Source organism: Tardiphaga sp. OK246 (genome assembly GCF_900188215.1).
In the GTDB taxonomy this organism is placed as follows: domain Bacteria; phylum Pseudomonadota; class Alphaproteobacteria; order Rhizobiales; family Xanthobacteraceae; genus Tardiphaga; species Tardiphaga robiniae.
The window spans coordinates 360,728-377,019 of the sequence record NZ_FZOX01000004.1; the positions used below are offsets into that span (position 1 = coordinate 360,728).

Here is a 16,292-nt window from a genome sequence, read left to right on the forward strand (position 1 = left end):
GGCTTGCGTTACTGCGGCTGCGGGGCGCCGTAATTCGGTGCGAGCAGGCGGTTGCGCACCAGATAGCTCGTCGCGCGCGACCAGCTTTCGTCGGTGTTGCCGCGCAGGTCAGCGCTCATGGTGGCGACCAGTCGCCCGGTGTGAACATTCCGCAGGGTGATGTTCATATTGAGGATCAGGTTCGAGACCTTCTGTACGAGCCCCGTAATGACGAGGTCGGCACCGATCTGCTGCGCGAGTTGTACGTCACAGCCGCCGCATGCCTGCAAGTTACGGCCTTGCGCCGCAACATTGAGGGATGACATATCCAGCAGCTCGAAACGGCCGGATTGCTTCATCTCCTCGCGAAGCTGGTCGGCAGCATGGAGCAGTCTTGCCTGCTCGTCGCTGCGGCGTCCCTTCACCTCGCCTTCGAGGCTCGTATCCAGCCATTCGAAATTGAACACCGCCACTTTAGGCGCTGCGGCGTGAGCCGTCGCTGTCATCATCAGTAACAGCACGGTGATCGATAGGGCTCTCATCGCGGACCTCGCATCATTAAAATGCAACGCGTCGGCAGAATCCGAGGTTGCAAGCTACGATAATTGGTTCATGTTTCAAGCACGAGACCCTTCACCGGCGCCAAGCCGGGAAGGAGTAGCCGGAGGGAACATGATACGGTGGTTGATCGGCGCGATCAGTCTCTGCGCCGTGACGTCGTCTGCGCTGGCGGCCGAACCGCTGACGATCAGCATCGGTTATCTCGGTCAGGCCGGCATCAAGGCAACTCTTTCGCTGGTCGAATTACCGTCCGAGAACGATGGCATTGCCGGTGCGCGGCTCGCCATCGAGGACAACAACACCACGGGCAAGTTCCTGAAGCAGCAGTTCGGGTTGGACGAGGTCCGTGTGAAGGAGGGCGACGATGTCGCCGGAGCCGCTCGCGATCTCGCTGGCCGCAATACCTTCATCGTTGCCGATCTGCCGCCCGATGCATTGCTGCTGGCGGCCGATGCGGTGCGTGACCGCGGCGGCATCCTGTTCAATGTGGGTGCTGCCGACGATCGGCTGCGCGAGGCGGACTGCCGGGCCAATGTGATCCATATTGCGCCGACGCGATCGATGCTGGCGGATGCGCTGGCGCAGTATCTGGTGTGGAAGCAGTGGAAACGCTGGCTGCTCGTGATCGGCTCGCATGACGACGATCGACTTGAAGCCGACGCCTATCGCCGGGCCGCCGCGCGGTTCGGCGCAAAGATCGTGCAGGAACGTGTGTTCGAGGACACCGGCGGCGCGCGACGCACCGATAGCGGCGTCACATTGATCCAGCGCCAGATCCCGGTCTTCACGCAACAGGCACCGGCCTATGACGTCATGGTCGCCGCCGACGAGAGCGAAGTCTTTGCCTCCTATTTGCCGTATCGCACCTGGGATCCGCGGCCGGTCGCTGGATCGGCGGGTCTGGTGCCGACCAGTTGGCATGCTGCACAGGATCAATGGGGTGCCGTGCAGATCCAGAACCGCTTCACCAAACTGAATGCGCGCCGCATGACAGCGCGCGACATGCAGGCCTGGCTCGCGACCCGCATGATCGGTGAAGCCGCATCCCGCACAAATTCGGGCGATGGCAAAGCCATTCTGGCGTTTCTGAAGTCGCCCGATTTCTCCATTGCCGGCTTCAAGGGGCAGCGGCTCACGATCCGCGACTGGAACCTGCAGCTACGCCAACCGATCCTGCTGGTCGACGGGCGCATGGTGATCTCGGTCTCGCCGCAGGAAGGCTTCCTGCATCAGGTCTCGGAGCTCGACACGCTCGGTATAGATCGTCCGGAAAGCAAATGCAGGCTGCAATGATGATGAACAAATCGAAGATGCTGTGTCGTGTCTGGCTGTGTGGAGCGGCGGCATGGCTCGTAACAGCAGCGCCTGCATCGGCCTTTCTCGCTTATGTGTCGAACGAGAAGAGCAACACGGTCTCGGTGATCGACACTGATAGCTGGACCGTCACTGCGACCATCAAGGTCGGTCAGCGTCCGCGCGGCATCGAACTGACGCGCGATGGCAAATCGGTACTGGTCGCGGTCGGCGACGATGACACCATCCAGATCATCGACGTTGCCAGCCAGAAGGTGGTCGACTCGCTGCCGTCCGGTCCTGACCCCGAGCTGTTCACCCAGGATGCCGCCGGCAAGGTTCTCTATGTCGCCAATGAGAACGACAACACGGTGACCGTGATCGATCTCGAAAAGCGCGTGCGCATGGGCGACGTGCAGGTCGGTGTCGAGCCCGAAGGCATGGCGATCAGCCCTGATGGCAAGATCCTGATCAACACGTCCGAAACCACCAACATGGCGCATTTCATCGACACCGCGACGCGCGAGATCGTTGCCAATGTCCTGGTCGACGCACGCCCGCGCTTTGCCGAATTCAAGCGTGACGGCTCGGAACTGTGGGTGTCGTCCGAGATCGGCGGCACCGTGTCCGTGATCGATCCCGCCAAGCGGGTCGTGACCGACAAGATCGAGTTCAATATTCCCGGGCTGCGGCGCGAAGCCATTCAGCCGGTCGGCATCGGCATGACCCGGGATGCCAAGACCGCCTTCATAGCGCTCGGCCCCGCCAACCGGATCGCCATCGTCGATGCGGCGACCCACAAAGTGATCAAGTATCTGCTGGTGGGCCAGCGGGTCTGGCACATGGCGTTTACCCCCGACGAGAAATATCTGCTGGTCACCAACGGCGTCTCCAACGATGTCTCGGTCATCGACGTCGCGGCGCAAAAGGTCATCAAGACCATTCAGGTCGGCGAATTGCCCTGGGGCGTCGCCATGGCACGGCCATGACCACGATCGACACATCGCGCCCTGAACAGCTCGCGCACGACGCGCCGGAGCCGATTGACGCGCCGGCGGTCACGCCCGCTCTGTCGGTCGCAGGCATCAGCCATTGCTATGGTCGTCGGCAGGCGCTCTCGGATGTCTCTTTCAATGTCGCGCCGGCGAGTTTCACGGCTCTGCTCGGCCTTAATGGCGCGGGCAAGAGTACGCTGATCGCATTGATCACCCGGCTGTTCGGCATTCAGGCTGGGCGGATCGGCGTATTCGGCCACGACATCAGCGATACGCCGAGCGATGCCTTGCGGCTGCTTGGTGTGGTGTTTCAGCCACGTACGCTCGATCTCGATCTGTCTGTCATGCAGAACCTGCTCTATCATGCCGCGCTGCAGGGTATCGCGCGGCGCGAGGCCCGCTTGCGCGGCGACGAGGTGATTGCGCGCATTGGTCTTGCCGACCGGGTGAACAGCCGGGTGCGCGATCTCTCCGGCGGACAGATGCGACGTCTCGAGATCGCCCGCGCACTGCTGCACCGGCCGCGGCTGCTGTTGCTGGATGAAGCGACCGTTGGCCTCGACGTGCAGGCGCGCGCCGATATTCTTGCGCATGTCCGGATGCTGGTCGCGGAACAAGGCATCGGCGTGCTGTGGGCAACACATCTGTTTGACGAGATTGCCGCCAGCGACGATCTCGTCGTGCTGCATCACGGTCATGTGCTCGCGCGCGGTTCCGTGACGCAGATCCTCGGCGAAACCGGCGCGCCCAATTTCGACATGGCTTTCCGGGGTATGACCGAGGCGGCCGACCGACGCGGGAGGTCATCGTGAGTACGACATTCGTCACGCATGAGCGTCGCAAGCTGGGCTTCGGCAACTATGTCACCTGCCTCAACGGCATCCTGTGGCGGGAGGCGCTGCGCTTCCTGCATCAGCGCGAACGTTTCGTTTCGGCACTGGTGCGTCCGCTGGTCTGGCTGTTCATTTTCGCCGCCGGCTTTCGGCAGGTGCTTGGTATCTCGATCATCCCGCCTTACGAGACCTATATTCTCTATGAGGTCTATATCGCGCCCGGCCTTATCGCGATGATCCAACTGTTCAATGGCATGCAGTCCTCGTTATCGATGGTCTATGACCGCGAGATGGGGAATATGCGGACGCTTCTGGTCAGCCCGCTGCCGCGCTGGTTCCTGCTGGTGTGCAAATTGCTGGCCGGGACCGTCGTCTCCCTGCTGCAGGTCTATGCGTTTCTCCTGATTGCATGGTTCTGGGACATCGCTCCGCCGCTCATCGGCTATCTCACTGTTCTACCGGCACTGATCCTGTCCGGATTGATGCTGGGATCGCTGGGCATGCTGATATCGTCGCGCATCAAGCAACTGGAGAATTTTGCGGGGGTCATGAACTTCGTGATCTTCCCGATGTTCTTTGCGTCGTCCGCGCTTTATCCTTTGTGGCGCGTGCAGGAGGGCAGCCCGATGCTCTATTATCTCTGCCTGTTCAATCCCTTCACCCATGCGGTCGAACTGATCCGCTTCGCGCTCTATGACAAGGTCAACTGGGTCTCCCTTGCCGTTGTCGCGGGCTGTACCGCTGTCTTCACCATCGCTGCAATCATTGCTTACGATCCCGGCCGCGGCTTCGCCCGCCGGGCACCAGCCGGGGGCGAGACATGAACAGACCGATCGGCATCATCACAGCACTCTTGTTGATCTGGTCGGGCACTGCGCAGGCCGCCGATCCGCGTTATCCCGACTGGCCGTGCGTTCAGGCCAAGGTGCCGGAAATCTCGCTGGCTGCCGTCTGGGCCGGACCGCCGATCGACGATGTCGCCAGCGCCTGGAAGGACGACGCCGAGGTCAGCGCGCTTGTCGAACGTCTGGCGACACGGCGCGTACCCGTTGAGGAAGCGCAGAAGGCGATCACGGATTTTCTGTCGCGATCGCCGGACAAGGCCAGGTCAGGCAAACTGATCTTCGCCGGGCTGTTCGACAGTCTGAACGCGCAGCGCGCGACAGTGCTGGCCGGTCTCGAACGCGTCACGCGCAAGCAGCGCGAAGCGGCCGATCGGGTCCGCGCCGACACGGCCATGCTGCAGACGCTGCAGAGTGCGTCACCACCCGATCAGGCGAAGATCGACGAACTCAACAACAAGCTGCTATGGGAAGCCCGCATCTTCGACGACCGACGTCGCGTCGTCACCTTCGTCTGCGAGGTGCCGACGCTGATCGACCAGCGGCTGTTCGCGCTTAGCCGCACCATCCAGCAGGAGATGGAATAACATCGCGTGCCAGGGCGTGGACTCATTTGAGTGTAGCCAAATTCGGATTGATACGAGCTTGACGAACGCCAGATAGTTGGCTGCGAGTTCGTCGTATCAGGTCGCGACGCGCCGATATTGCTCCGGTTTGGACGCTCGAAGCACGTCTAGGCCGGTGCCTTCAACCGGCAAAGAACGGAGGACCGTACTTCCGCGATCACCCCGTAAGCGGACATATCCCGGACATGCCAAAATCGACGTGAATGATCGAACTCGGACATGGCGGCCTGTCCCTACAGCGACCAACGTGCTTTGATGATCACTATCGAAGCGTCGCGACCTCTTACCTTGCCCGCACCGGCAATCCATGTCCGACATCCAGCAGCTGAAAGCATGTCCAGGTCTCGTGTCCGGCGGCTTTGAGGGGGAGCGAGCTTGAAGCAGATCGGCCTTTTCGAAATGCGCCGGTTGGAGGCGTTGAGCAACACCATCTTCGGCGTTGCGATGACGTTGCTCGCCTACGATCTGCCGAAGGCCAGCAGGTTCGCAAAAGCGCCGGCCTGGATGGAGCTTGTGGGTGCCTACGCACAACCTGTCATCGCGCTGATGATCAGTTTTATCGTGGCCGGCGTGTTTTGGCTCAGCCATCATCGGCGGCTCACTTTCGCGCCGGAAGGCAGCCGCGGCGAAGTCTTCCTCAATCTGATCTTCCTGCTGTCGATTGTCATGCTTCCGGTGACGAATGGACTTTACGGCGCGTATCGGCTCGATAGTGTCGTCGCAGTAAGCTACGGCTTCCATCTGACAGTCATTGCCAGCTTAAACGCGCTGCTATGGGCTCTGGCGCTGCGAGGTCGCCGCAATTCCGAGTTGCTGGCAATCGCGGTCTTTCCGGTCTTTGCACTCGTGCTCGCAACGGTGATGGCCGCCGTCGCTCCATTCGTTGCGCAATTCATGTGGTGCCTGGCCTTTGGCGCGCCTCTGGCGGGCTGGTTGGCGGCCCGGCGCTGGCCGCCGAGAACGAATTAGCCAGCTCGATCTCTGCCAAGGCTTCCTCGTATGCAATGGCTAGCCGCCCCGCGATGGGCGTCTGCCGTCCGCTCCAAGTTTATGGGGTCACGCCCTAGTTCGCCTGCGGCCGTGGTTCAGGCTGCGCATCCGCCAGCGGTAGATCCTCCAGCTCCCAACCGTCGGTGCCTTCCGGATACCAGACGACATTGCTGTAGCCATAGGACAGCGCGCGCTTTGCGGCATTCCACGACATCCAGCAATCGGCCTGACAGTAGATCACCAGAAGCGCAGCACGGTTGCCGGCCGATGCGCGCGCGAGACCATCCCGCAGATAGGCCTCGGTCTCGGCGGCCAACCTGCCGTAGCCGGTGTCGGGTAGCCACAGGCTGCCCGGAATGTTGTGCCGCGGCTTGTCGCGCCAGACCGTTTCCGGCGGCAAATTGGCCGGCTTCGGCGGACGCGGCATGACATCAATGAAGGTGCCACGTTTGTCGCGCCAGATCGCCTCGGCGTCTTTCGTCGTGATGACGCGTCCGCCTTTCAGCGTTGCCGGCACCGGCGTGCGATAATTGTCGGTGCGATAGTCATCGGGCTCGGGGACGATATCCTGGGCCTGGGCCGTCGTGACCATCACCAGTGCCATCGCGAGAAGGATGGCGTAACGCATGGTCACGGCGCCTTGGCCGCCGCCTCCGGCCCGATCGGACGATTGTTCTCATCGAGAATGGGAACACCAAAATCGAGCAGGACCTTGTTGATGGCCGGCTGGTTTTCCTGAATCAGCCGGTTGAGCTGCCGCTTCCAGTTCTGATCCGCGGAGCGCACGCCCATGCCGATGCGATAGACGAGCCGGGGGCCCGTGGTTTCCTTGACCAGCGGCGTGACATGAAGCGGAGGATTGGCGTTCTTGGCGTAGAAGCCGGCCATAGGCCCCCACAGGATCGCAGCGTCGATATCGCCGGATGTGAGATCCTTGATCATGGCCAGTGCCGATGAATCGATGCGGGTATCGATCACCAACGGATAGGGCTTCGCATTCACCATCAAGCCGTTGACCGCCATATTGGTCGCGGGCGGCGTCCCCGCCACGATGCCGATATGTTTGCTCTTCAACCTGGCGTCATCCAGCGTCGTGACGTCATCGAGACCTGCGCCGGTCTTCGACACCAGGGCATAGGCCGTCCGGTAATAGGGATTGGTACCCTGGACGAGGTCGTCGCCCTGCGGGAAGCCCATGATGACATCGCAACGATGCGCGCCGAGAGTCATGCGAACAAAGCCCGTCGCCTGCGGGAAATAGACGTAATCGAGCTTCTTGTTCAGCTTGGCTGCGAACAGCTCGGCTAGCTTGTTCTCCAAGCCCTCGCCCTTCTCGTTCGAGAACGGCATGTTACGCGGATCGGCGCAAACACGCAGCGACTGTGGATCGACCAGTTCGATCGAGAGATCATCGGTCGCAGCAGTCTGGCCAAGCGCGGTGCATATGCCCTCAAGCAACAGCGCACTCGCAAAGAGCGACGTGAGTAGCGCGCGACGTTTTTCGGATCGTTCCGCTCTGTGGTGCATGCGCTACCTGCCGTTCACATTTGATGGGTGACACGACAAAAACCTAGGCCTCTCGTTTTAAGCGTGCAAGATGCAATGGGGCGCTTCCGATGTTGCGCCGCACTTTCCGGATGATTGCAGAATCGCTGCTTGCCCCGGAGTGATATGGAGATGCAAATGACATCTCGCTTTGCGATGCATGTAGCGCTCATCATGCTGGCAATGCTCGCATCTGCTCGCGCGCAACAACAGACTTTGGCGATCAGTGAAATCGCGCCGGGCGTCTTCATGCATCAGGGGCGCATCGCCTTGATGTCGTCGGACAATGACGGCGCCGTCGCCAATATCGGCGTCGTGATCGGCGATCGGGCGGTTGCCGTGATCGACACCGGGGGCAGCGTGCGGGAAGGGCGACAATTGCTGGCTTCCATTCGCGCACATACAGACAAGCCCATTCGTTACGTCATCAACACCCATGGTCATCCCGATCATATGTTCGGCAACGCCGCCTTCGTCGCTGACGGAACCGAGTTTGTCGGTCATATGAGGCTGCCGCAGGCACTGGCCGCACGCGGGCAGTATTATCTCGACGCATTCAGGCGCAGCATGGGCGACGCCCTGATCGATGACGTCCGTATCGTACCGCCCACCCGGCTCGTCGATGGAGAGCTCGTCCTCGATCTCGGCGGGCGCACACTTATCGTGAAAGCCTGGCCCACCGCCCATAGCGATAGCGACGTCACGGTATTCGACACGGCGACGAAGACGTTGTTCGCTGGAGATCTGGTCTTTCTCCGCCATATTCCGGTGCTCGATGGCAGCATCCAGGCATGGCTCAAGCTGCTGGACGATCTCGCGGCGCTGCCGGCCGAACGCGTCGTTCCCGGCCATGGTCCAGTGAGCGATTGGCCGCAAGCCCTCGCCGCTGAACGCCGGTATCTCGAAACACTCGCGTCCGGTATCCGGAAGGACGTCATCGATGGCAAACCGATCGCGGAAGCTACGAAACACGCGGCAGAAGCCGAGCGCGGCAAATGGGAGCTTTTTGACGACTACAACGTCCGCAACGCAACTGCAGCATACTCACAATTTGAATGGGAATGACCGCCGGTTGGGGTAGTATCAAGCGCGTCGCTTCTTCCCTTGCGAGGGCCGTACCATGCCGGAATTTGCAATCCGCAGCGTCTGTGCCGCCATCCTGCTGAGCGCCGTACTCAGTCCGCATTCTGTGTCCGCGGCCGGTCCGGAGCCTTACGATCCATGGCCGGGGCTGGTGCAGGATATTTTCGACAGCCGACCGATGGAAGACGGCAGCAACCTGATCGCACTCGAGATGCCGACGCGCGCGGAGGATGCTGCCATCGTGCCGGTGACGTTGCGCCTCAAGCCGACATTCGACGCACGCTCGCGGGTGGTGACGATCACGCTGGTGATCGACCAGAACCCGGCGCCCATGGCCGCGAAATTCAAGCTCGGGGCCGACGCAAACGTCTCGGAGATTTCCACCCGTGTTCGAATCAACAATTACACCAACGTCCATGCCGTCGCGGAGACCAGTGACGGCAAACTCCATGTGGTGCAAACCTATGTGAAGGCATCCGGTGGCTGCTCTGCGCCGGCGGCGAAGAATGCCGAAGAGGCCAAGGGCCGGTTGGGCCAGATGCGCTACAGGGAGTTTGCTGGAGCGCAAAACGAGGAAAAAAGCGGTACGCGCGAGGCGCAGGTCATGATCGGCCACCCCAATAATTCCGGCCTGCAGATGGATCAGGTCTCGCAACTCTATATCCCGGCCCTCTATGTCGACCGGCTCCAGCTTTGGCAGGACAACAGCCCGGTCCTGTCGGTGGAGGGCGGGATCTCGATCTCCGAAGACCCGAATATTCGATTCACTTACGTCTCAAATGGCGCAAAGACGTTCCGCGCCGAGGCCAAGGACACCGATGGACATCAGTTCAGGCATGAGTGGAAGGTCAATGGCTCCGGCATGTAACGCAGCGCATCATGCACAGCATAGCGCTAGAAGCAGCGCACCTCAGCCTCGGCCTGGGCACGCCTGACGTCATTGATGGCGCTGTTAGCCTGCTCCGAGGTCCGGAACTGGGCGCTCAGATTGCCCCGCACCTGCGACATGCTCAGCGCCGTTTCCGCCGTGATATAGCGGGTATAGGGCACCAGCGACGCCACGACATCGATCGAGCACGAGCATTGCTCGATCGACTGCCGGGTCTCGCCATTCGCTTTCATGCAGCCGAAGACATATTCGGCGCGCGCGGAGGTCGGATAGTCATTGACCTCCGCCGCCCTTGCCGATCCCGACAAAACGGCAACGGCCGCAAGCGTGACGAGATATCCTGTCATTCGATCGGGTCCCACGAGAGCCTCGCAAAGCTGGCGAAGACGACTGGCAAACTATACTAAGAAAACGAAACGGCTCAATAAGCCGAACAGATATGGAGGGGACATGTCACGCGCATCTCTATCGATGGCTGTCATATTGCTGCTCATCGCAGGCCATGCTCATGCCCAGGGCAAAGCCGGCAAGGGCATCCGGCTCTGGAACCTGACGACATCGACCATTACCGGGTTCCAGCTATCCCCGGCAGGAAAGCAGCAATGGAGCGCCAACCTGACATTGGCGGACAAGGATAAGGAAGTCGATCACGACGAGCGGCTGCGCATCACGGGGATAGAGCCCGGCAGTTACGACGCCAAGGTCAGCTATTCCGAGGCGCGCCAGTGCGTGGTCAGGAATATCGAGATCAAGGCCGATGCGGTATTCTCGATTGCGGACAAGGACCTGCAGGACTGCAACAAGTAACGATCATGCCTTGTCATGGCTATGCGGATATTCGCAGCGCCACTTCACCGCGGTCCATTTCGGGTGTTCGCCGATCCACTGGGCGATGTAGGGCGGCGCTGCCATGGCGCATTGATGCAGTGAGAAGTCTGCCGTGAACGACAGGTTCCGCTCTTCGCAGGTGTTCGGCGACATTACCGCGCAGACTGTCAGGACCAGATTGATCATATTCATGTCGGCATCCCAGATCGTACCGGACGATAACATCTGAAATACGCGCCCGTCAGCGCGAAGTTTCGGCGATTTCCAGGCTAAAAATTGATCCCGTAAACCAGACGGGCCTGGTGACGCTCAAAACTGACCAGATCCAGCGACGATCCCGGCACCTCGGAGCGGCCCCATACTTGCGTGCTCCAGCTGGCAGTCAGTCGTGATCGGTCCGAAAGCTGGACATAGGCGGTTGGCCCGACGAACAGCGCCTGACCAGCCAGTTCGCCAAGGCCGATCCCTTCATATCGGCGCATATAGCGCGCCTCGCCTCCGAGAAGGATGCCGGGGCGCACCTGCATCATGACGCCGAGCGCCGCTCCGATGCTCGCCTCGCGTTCCCGCGTTCCAGTATCGACATAGCGCGTCCATTCCGGCTGATAGATCAGATTGAGCGCCGCAACAGCAACGTCAGGGACGATCTCCCGATCGAAGGCCAGCGTGAGCCCAGTGCCGTAGCTCCTGACCCGCGCTGCGCTCGTTTCGTCGATCCCGTTGAACTGTGTGTCGATCGCGAGCGTCATGCCGACGGGGGCCGTCTCGCGATCAAGAAATCTGTAGCGGAAATCCAGCGATGCCCCCTGCCAGGCGAGCGTGCGCTGATCGGCGAATCCGGGAACGCCAGTGATCCGATGGGCCGAGAAACTGCTGCCGATCTCGATGCGAATGTCCTTGGCGGGAACGAACTCCAGTTCGAATTCCTGCTCGCCCGCGCGATAGCGACCGCCGGATTTGCCGAATCGCCCGGTCGTCTCGCTCTGGAATTCCCGCTCGCCCACCCGGCCGACGTCACTGCCGATCATGAAGCCGAAAATATGCTCGGTATCGATGTCACCGGCCTGAGCGCTCGGCACGGCCAGCGTGCTGAATGCAAGAATCGCCGCGTAGACTGTCCTGACGCCGCGCTGCACCTGCATCCAATCCTGTCATCGAAGAGAGGCGTATATATAGAGATAATGCACCGCGCGAGCCTAGTCGAAATTGGCCCAGCCGCGAAGACGTCTCTGCGATTGACTTGAACATCGCACCAGGATCGGTTGCTATACGCATGCGGCGCGCCGTTAGTGCCAATAGTCAGGGAAGGATATGTCCATGGCGAGACTCCTGGTCCTCTACAAAACACCGAAGAAGCCCGCAGCCTTCGACAAATACTATCAATCTGTACATATCCCGCTGGCAAAGAAGATTCCGGGGCTGAGACACTATGGTGTCAGCACAGGGGGCGTCACAACGCCGACGGGTGACAGCGATATTCATCTGGTCGCCGCGCTGGATTTCGAAACGGTTGCAGCGCTCAAGCTGGGCCTCGCCTCGCCGGAAGGGCAGGCTGCAGCAGGCGACCTCGCGAATTTTGCGGATGGCGGCGTAGAGCTTCTGATTTTCGATACGAAGGACGCCTGACAGCCGCAACGCGGGTTCAGCGGCCTCTGCCCGGCTCACAAACCGCAGTCTGCGAGCCGGGAGAGATCGATCAAGACGATCAATCTGTTACTTACGGGCCGCGCAGGCGTACATGTTGATTTCCATGCCGACCTGCACTTCCACGATCTTCGGAGTCTTCCAGCTCATCTTGGTCTCCTCAGAGTTTGCGCGATGATTGCGCCGCCGCACGATAAGCAGTGAGGCGACGTCTTTCAACTTAACTCATCAGGTTGCGGCGCGAAATGTGCACGTGCAACCGAAGTGAAACTACACTTCCTCGGTGAGAGCAGGCCGCTGATGGCCGTGATGCGCTTTGTGTATCGCGGATGGAGCCACGCCAAAATATTTCCGGAACACGCGACTGAAATGCGAGGAACTTGAGAAGCCCCAGGAAAATGCGACGTCCGTGATCGTCTTTCCGTTCTGCGCTTCCAGTTCCTGCCGGCAATTCTGCAGCCGCGCCTGCCAGATATAGTCGCTGACAGTTATCCCGCGGTCGCTGAACAGCATATGCAGATAACGTTTGGTGCAGTGCAGTGCGGACGAGATCTGATCGATGCTGAGCTCGGGGTCCCGCAAATGTTCCCGAATGAAACCCTGCGCGCGGACATACATGGCTTCCGGCCCGACACGATCAAGCGTCATGTCGACTTCGCGCAGCGGCAACAGCAACAGATCAATCAGTGAATCGGCAACACCGATGGCACTGTTTGGCGATAGTCTGGTCGCTTCGTGGAAGGCGGCCTGTACAAATTCGTGTGCGATGCGCCCGGTGCCGGCGCGCGCCGACAGTTTGCAGGCGGCCAGATTTCCCGCACCGAGGCCGCGCTCATGCAGCAGCTCCTTGGGCACGATCACGACGTCATGGCGTGTGAAGGCCGGGCTGACGATGGTATGCGGACACGACACATCATAGACGAGGCAATCGCCGGGCCCGATATCGATCCGGCGACTGTCCTGTTCGAAATGCGAAACGCCATAAGTTTGGAACACGATCTTCACGTAGGGATGATCGCTTTGCCGAATTCGCGGGGCCGCGTGGCCGATTCGGTGCTGGCTCGCCTCGATGTGACACAATTTCAGCCGCGAAACCGATGTGCAGCTGATCAGCGCATCGAATGTGGATGCTTCCAGCGGATCGATGTCAAAACGCCCGCACAGATCGGTCAGGGCATCTGACCAAACCTGGATCTGCCTTGTCGGCGTCAATCCGGATGTGCTGAGAGAACTAAGCGTATCGGACATGAACAATTCACCGATGAAAGGTCGTCACGTAACAATTCGTCACGAGACGGAACTATACTTACAGAACGAAGCACATATCGAACGAAGCACATATGGAAAAATGTGCGAAACAATATGTAACGGCACAGCCCGCAGCTCGTGAATTGTGGTCAGAGTAACTCACTTCTCCTTGTCGATCCTCTGACTCGATACCAGCCCCGTCAAGTGAAACATCACCCTTAGGTCGCAGTGCGGCGATCCGTGTGCAGTGCGAAAGGCGTGGTCTTTCCAGATACCGTTCAGGTTTTTCGTCAATGTACGAGAAAATTATCTTGCACGGGTTCTCTGTCGAGCAAGCCTGCTTCGCTCTTGGGCAAGTACGCAGCAGCGGATCTTGCTACTCATAGATACCAAAATGAAGCTGGGCCGCTTGACGAGACCCGGCATTATGTCTGGGAGGACATCACGATGCGAAAGGTGCTGCTTGCGACCTGTCTTGGCACAATGGCGGCCTCTGCCGCGAGTGTTGCCATCGCCAATGATGAACTGACAAAGATGGCGCAGAACCCGAAAGACTGGGTCATGCCAGCGGGCGACTACGCCAATACGCGCTATTCGAAGCTGAACCAGATCACGGCGGCTAACGTCGGCAAGCTGCAGGTGGCCTGGACCTTCTCTACCGGTGTTCTGCGCGGCCACGAAGGCGGTCCGCTGATCATCGGCAACATGATGTATGTGCATACGCCGTTCCCGAACAAGGTCTACGCAATGGACCTGTCGCAGGACAACAAGATCGTCTGGAAATATGAACCGAAGCAGGATCCGAACGTCATTCCGGTGATGTGCTGCGACACCGTCAATCGCGGCGTTGCCTATGCGGATGGCAAGATCTTCCTGCACCAGGCCGATACCACGCTGGTCGCACTCGACGCCAAGACCGGCAAGGAAGTTTGGACCGTCAAGAACGGCGACCCTGGCAAGGGTGCAACGGGCACGTCGTCCCCGCTCGTGGTCAAGGACAAGGTCCTGATCGGCATCTCGGGCGGCGAATTCGGCGTTCAGTGCCACATGACTGCCTATGACCTGAAGACCGGCAAGCTCGCTTGGCGTGCCTTCTCGGAAGGACCGGACGACCAGATCATGGTCGATCCGGAGAAGACCACCGCGCTCGGCAAGCCCGTCGGCAAGGACTCCAGCATCAAGACGTGGCAAGGCGATCAGTGGAAGATCGGCGGTGGCTGCACCTGGGGCTGGACCTCCTACGATCCGGAGCTGAACCTCGTCTATTATGGCTCGGGCAATCCCTCGACCTGGAATCCGAAGCAACGGCCGGGCGACAACAAGTGGTCGATGACCATCTTCGCGCGCGATGCCGACACAGGCATGGCCAAGTGGGTCTATCAGATGACTCCGCATGACGAATGGGACTATGACGGCGTCAACGAAATGATCCTCAGCGATCAGCAAATGAACGGCCAAAACCGCAAGCTGCTGACGCATTTCGATCGTAACGGCCTCGCTTACACCATGGACCGTGTCACCGGTGAATTGCTGGTTGCCGAAAAATACGATCCGAAGGTGAACTGGACCACCGGTGTCGACATGAACAAGTCGTCGCCGACCTATGGCCGCCCGAAAGTGGTCGATCAGTACTCCACCGAGAAGCAAGGTGAAGACGTCAACACCAAGGGCGTCTGCCCGGCAGCACTCGGCACCAAGGATCAGCAGCCCGGAGCCTATTCGCCGGATACCCAGCTGTTCTATGTGCCGACCAACCATGTCTGCATGGACTATGAGCCGTTCAAGGTGAACTACACCGCCGGTCAGCCTTATGTGGGCGCGACGCTGTCGATGTATCCGCCTCCGGGCGAAACCCATATGGGTAACTTCATTGCCTGGGACAACAAGACAGGCAAGATCGTCTGGTCCAACAAGGAACAGTTCTCGGTCTGGTCGGGAGCGCTCGCCACTGCCGGTGGCGTGGTGTTCTACGGGACGCTGGAAGGCTACCTGAAGGCGGTCGATGCCAAGACGGGTAAGGAACTCTACAAGTTCAAGACTCCGTCTGGCATCATCGGCAACGTCACCACCTACGAAAACAATGGCCGGCAGTATATCGCCGTCCTGTCAGGCGTCGGCGGCTGGGCCGGCATCGGTCTCGCAGCGGGTCTGACGGATCCGACTGCCGGTCTCGGTGCCGTCGGTGGTTACGCAGCTCTGACCAACTATACCGCACTCGGCGGCGCGCTGACGGTCTTTGCACTCCCACAGTGAACTGACGCATCAGTCACCGGCGCATGGCTTCGTCCATGCGCCGGTCTTTTCTGAAATCGAATGCCGAGGACAAGCTATTGCGTCACATCTGGTCTGTCATTGCCACGATTGTTGTCGTGGCCTCTGGGAATACGAGCTTCGCCGAGAATGCCGGCGATCCGAAAGCCGTTAAATCCGAAGACGGCAAGTATTTGGACAAGGAGGGCAATCCGACCTTCAACGTTTCCGCCGATGGCACCATCGACTGGTACACATATTCGGGTTACCGGCGCTATCACTCGGAATGCCACGTTTGTCATGGCCCGGATGGGATGGGATCGACCTACGCACCGGCACTGAAGGACTCGCTGAAAACGATGAGCTATGGCGACTTCCTCGGTGTTGTCGCCAGCGGTCGCAAGAATGTCAGCACGTCGCAGGAAAGCGTCATGCCGGCCTTTGGCGATAACACCAATGTCGCCTGTTATATGGACGATCTCTACGTCTATCTGCGTGCGCGCGCCAATGATGCAGTCGGCCGTGTGCGCCCGGGCAAGCGTGAGGAAAAACCCGCAGCCTATACCGAGGCCGAGAGCGCCTGCATGGGGAAACCACACTGATGCGGATCACAAGCGATCCGCTGACCTGCAGTGCCGGATGACGCGGGCTCGGACCGCACGGGACCGGATGACGCAAGATCAAAT

At 60.1% G+C, this 16,292-nt stretch carries 20 protein-coding genes; 12 read left to right on the forward strand and 8 right to left on the reverse strand.

The annotated features are described in order from the left end of the window. Window positions 1-8: 8 nt before the first annotated feature. Window positions 9-521, reverse strand: coding sequence for a DUF3280 domain-containing protein (locus CHC01_RS20045; protein WP_410001845.1), 513 nt, complete (start codon window positions 519-521; stop codon window positions 9-11). A gap of 130 nt (window positions 522-651) precedes the next feature. Between CHC01_RS20045 and CHC01_RS20050 the strand changes: the two genes are divergently transcribed. The 6 genes from CHC01_RS20050 (at window position 652) to CHC01_RS20075 (ending at window position 6,098) form a co-directional block, all read left to right on the forward strand. Then, a complete protein-coding gene (locus CHC01_RS20050) occupies window positions 652-1,833 on the forward strand; it encodes a lanthanide ABC transporter ABC transporter substrate-binding protein PedA1 (protein ID WP_089265997.1) in 1,182 nt (393 codons plus the stop codon). Then, entirely contained in the window at window positions 1,833-2,822 is a 990-nt protein-coding gene (locus CHC01_RS20055; RefSeq protein ID WP_502695677.1) for a YVTN family beta-propeller repeat protein, read from the forward strand. Before CHC01_RS20050 ends, CHC01_RS20055 begins: the two co-directional genes overlap by 1 nt. Continuing rightward, window positions 2,819-3,640 carry a lanthanide ABC transporter ATP-binding protein PedB/LutE gene (locus tag CHC01_RS20060; protein WP_089265998.1) on the forward strand — a complete coding sequence of 274 codons (822 nt, stop codon included), beginning with the start codon at window positions 2,819-2,821 and terminating at the stop codon, window positions 3,638-3,640. Before CHC01_RS20055 ends, CHC01_RS20060 begins: the two co-directional genes overlap by 4 nt. After that, window positions 3,637-4,485, forward strand: coding sequence for a lanthanide ABC transporter permease protein PedC (locus tag CHC01_RS20065; RefSeq protein WP_089265999.1), 849 nt, complete (start codon window positions 3,637-3,639; stop codon window positions 4,483-4,485). The genes CHC01_RS20060 and CHC01_RS20065 overlap by 4 nt, the downstream gene beginning before the upstream one ends. Next, complete coding sequence (locus CHC01_RS20070; RefSeq protein ID WP_089266000.1) at window positions 4,482-5,090, forward strand: hypothetical protein; 609 nt, start codon at window positions 4,482-4,484, stop codon at window positions 5,088-5,090. The genes CHC01_RS20065 and CHC01_RS20070 overlap by 4 nt, the downstream gene beginning before the upstream one ends. Before the next feature lie 438 nt (window positions 5,091-5,528). Beyond that, window positions 5,529-6,098, forward strand: a complete 570-nt coding sequence (locus tag CHC01_RS20075) for a TMEM175 family protein (RefSeq protein WP_089266263.1) — start codon at window positions 5,529-5,531, stop codon at window positions 6,096-6,098. A gap of 94 nt (window positions 6,099-6,192) precedes the next feature. Here CHC01_RS20075 and CHC01_RS20080 read toward each other — a convergent pair whose 3' ends face one another. Next, a complete protein-coding gene (locus CHC01_RS20080; RefSeq protein WP_089266001.1) occupies window positions 6,193-6,747 on the reverse strand; it encodes a PQQ-dependent catabolism-associated CXXCW motif protein in 555 nt (184 codons plus the stop codon). A gap of 2 nt (window positions 6,748-6,749) precedes the next feature. Beyond that, window positions 6,750-7,646 carry a substrate-binding domain-containing protein gene (locus CHC01_RS20085; protein WP_089266002.1) on the reverse strand — a complete coding sequence of 299 codons (897 nt, stop codon included), beginning with the start codon at window positions 7,644-7,646 and terminating at the stop codon, window positions 6,750-6,752. Between the two features lie 156 nt (window positions 7,647-7,802). Here CHC01_RS20085 and CHC01_RS20090 point away from each other — a divergent pair, with 156 nt between their 5' ends. Then, window positions 7,803-8,729, forward strand: a complete 927-nt coding sequence (locus CHC01_RS20090) for a quinoprotein relay system zinc metallohydrolase 2 (protein WP_089266264.1) — start codon at window positions 7,803-7,805, stop codon at window positions 8,727-8,729. A gap of 55 nt (window positions 8,730-8,784) precedes the next feature. Continuing rightward, complete coding sequence (locus CHC01_RS20095; protein ID WP_089266003.1) at window positions 8,785-9,615, forward strand: quinoprotein dehydrogenase-associated SoxYZ-like carrier; 831 nt, start codon at window positions 8,785-8,787, stop codon at window positions 9,613-9,615. A gap of 26 nt (window positions 9,616-9,641) precedes the next feature. Here CHC01_RS20095 and CHC01_RS20100 read toward each other — a convergent pair whose 3' ends face one another. Beyond that, complete coding sequence (locus CHC01_RS20100; protein WP_089266004.1) at window positions 9,642-9,983, reverse strand: hypothetical protein; 342 nt, start codon at window positions 9,981-9,983, stop codon at window positions 9,642-9,644. Window positions 9,984-10,086: 103 nt separating this feature from the next. Here CHC01_RS20100 and CHC01_RS20105 point away from each other — a divergent pair, with 103 nt between their 5' ends. Next, window positions 10,087-10,443: a hypothetical protein gene (locus CHC01_RS20105; RefSeq protein ID WP_089266005.1), complete on the forward strand. Its 357-nt coding sequence runs from the start codon at window positions 10,087-10,089 to the stop codon at window positions 10,441-10,443. Between the two features lie 3 nt (window positions 10,444-10,446). On the opposite strand, the gene CHC01_RS20110 is transcribed toward CHC01_RS20105, so the two are convergent. Then, window positions 10,447-10,656: a hypothetical protein gene (locus tag CHC01_RS20110; protein ID WP_068734580.1), complete on the reverse strand. Its 210-nt coding sequence runs from the start codon at window positions 10,654-10,656 to the stop codon at window positions 10,447-10,449. Window positions 10,657-10,733: 77 nt separating this feature from the next. After that, complete coding sequence (locus tag CHC01_RS20115) at window positions 10,734-11,606, reverse strand: DUF6662 family protein (RefSeq protein ID WP_244558438.1); 873 nt, start codon at window positions 11,604-11,606, stop codon at window positions 10,734-10,736. A 175-nt stretch (window positions 11,607-11,781) separates the two neighbouring features. Here CHC01_RS20115 and CHC01_RS20120 point away from each other — a divergent pair, with 175 nt between their 5' ends. Then, the gene (locus CHC01_RS20120; RefSeq protein WP_089266006.1) at window positions 11,782-12,090 is read left to right on the forward strand and encodes an EthD family reductase; all 309 of its coding nucleotides are present in this window, start codon (window positions 11,782-11,784) and stop codon (window positions 12,088-12,090) included. Between the two features lie 87 nt (window positions 12,091-12,177). Here the strand turns inward: CHC01_RS20120 and pqqA are convergent, their stop codons facing one another. Together pqqA and CHC01_RS20130 are read right to left on the reverse strand one after the other, a co-directional pair. Then, window positions 12,178-12,258, reverse strand: coding sequence for a pyrroloquinoline quinone precursor peptide PqqA (pqqA, locus tag CHC01_RS20125; protein WP_081421972.1), 81 nt, complete (start codon window positions 12,256-12,258; stop codon window positions 12,178-12,180). Between the two features lie 120 nt (window positions 12,259-12,378). Further along, window positions 12,379-13,356, reverse strand: a complete 978-nt coding sequence (locus CHC01_RS20130) for a helix-turn-helix domain-containing protein (RefSeq protein ID WP_170849575.1) — start codon at window positions 13,354-13,356, stop codon at window positions 12,379-12,381. A 447-nt stretch (window positions 13,357-13,803) separates the two neighbouring features. Here CHC01_RS20130 and xoxF5 point away from each other — a divergent pair, with 447 nt between their 5' ends. Together xoxF5 and CHC01_RS20140 are read left to right on the forward strand one after the other, a co-directional pair. Further along, window positions 13,804-15,609 (forward strand): lanthanide-dependent methanol dehydrogenase XoxF5, encoded by a 1,806-nt coding sequence (gene xoxF5, locus CHC01_RS20135; RefSeq protein ID WP_089266008.1) that lies wholly within the window; start codon window positions 13,804-13,806, stop codon window positions 15,607-15,609. 107 nt (window positions 15,610-15,716) lie between these two features. Then, window positions 15,717-16,208, forward strand: a complete 492-nt coding sequence (locus tag CHC01_RS20140; protein ID WP_231081034.1) for a c-type cytochrome, methanol metabolism-related — start codon at window positions 15,717-15,719, stop codon at window positions 16,206-16,208. Window positions 16,209-16,292 lie beyond the last annotated feature (84 nt).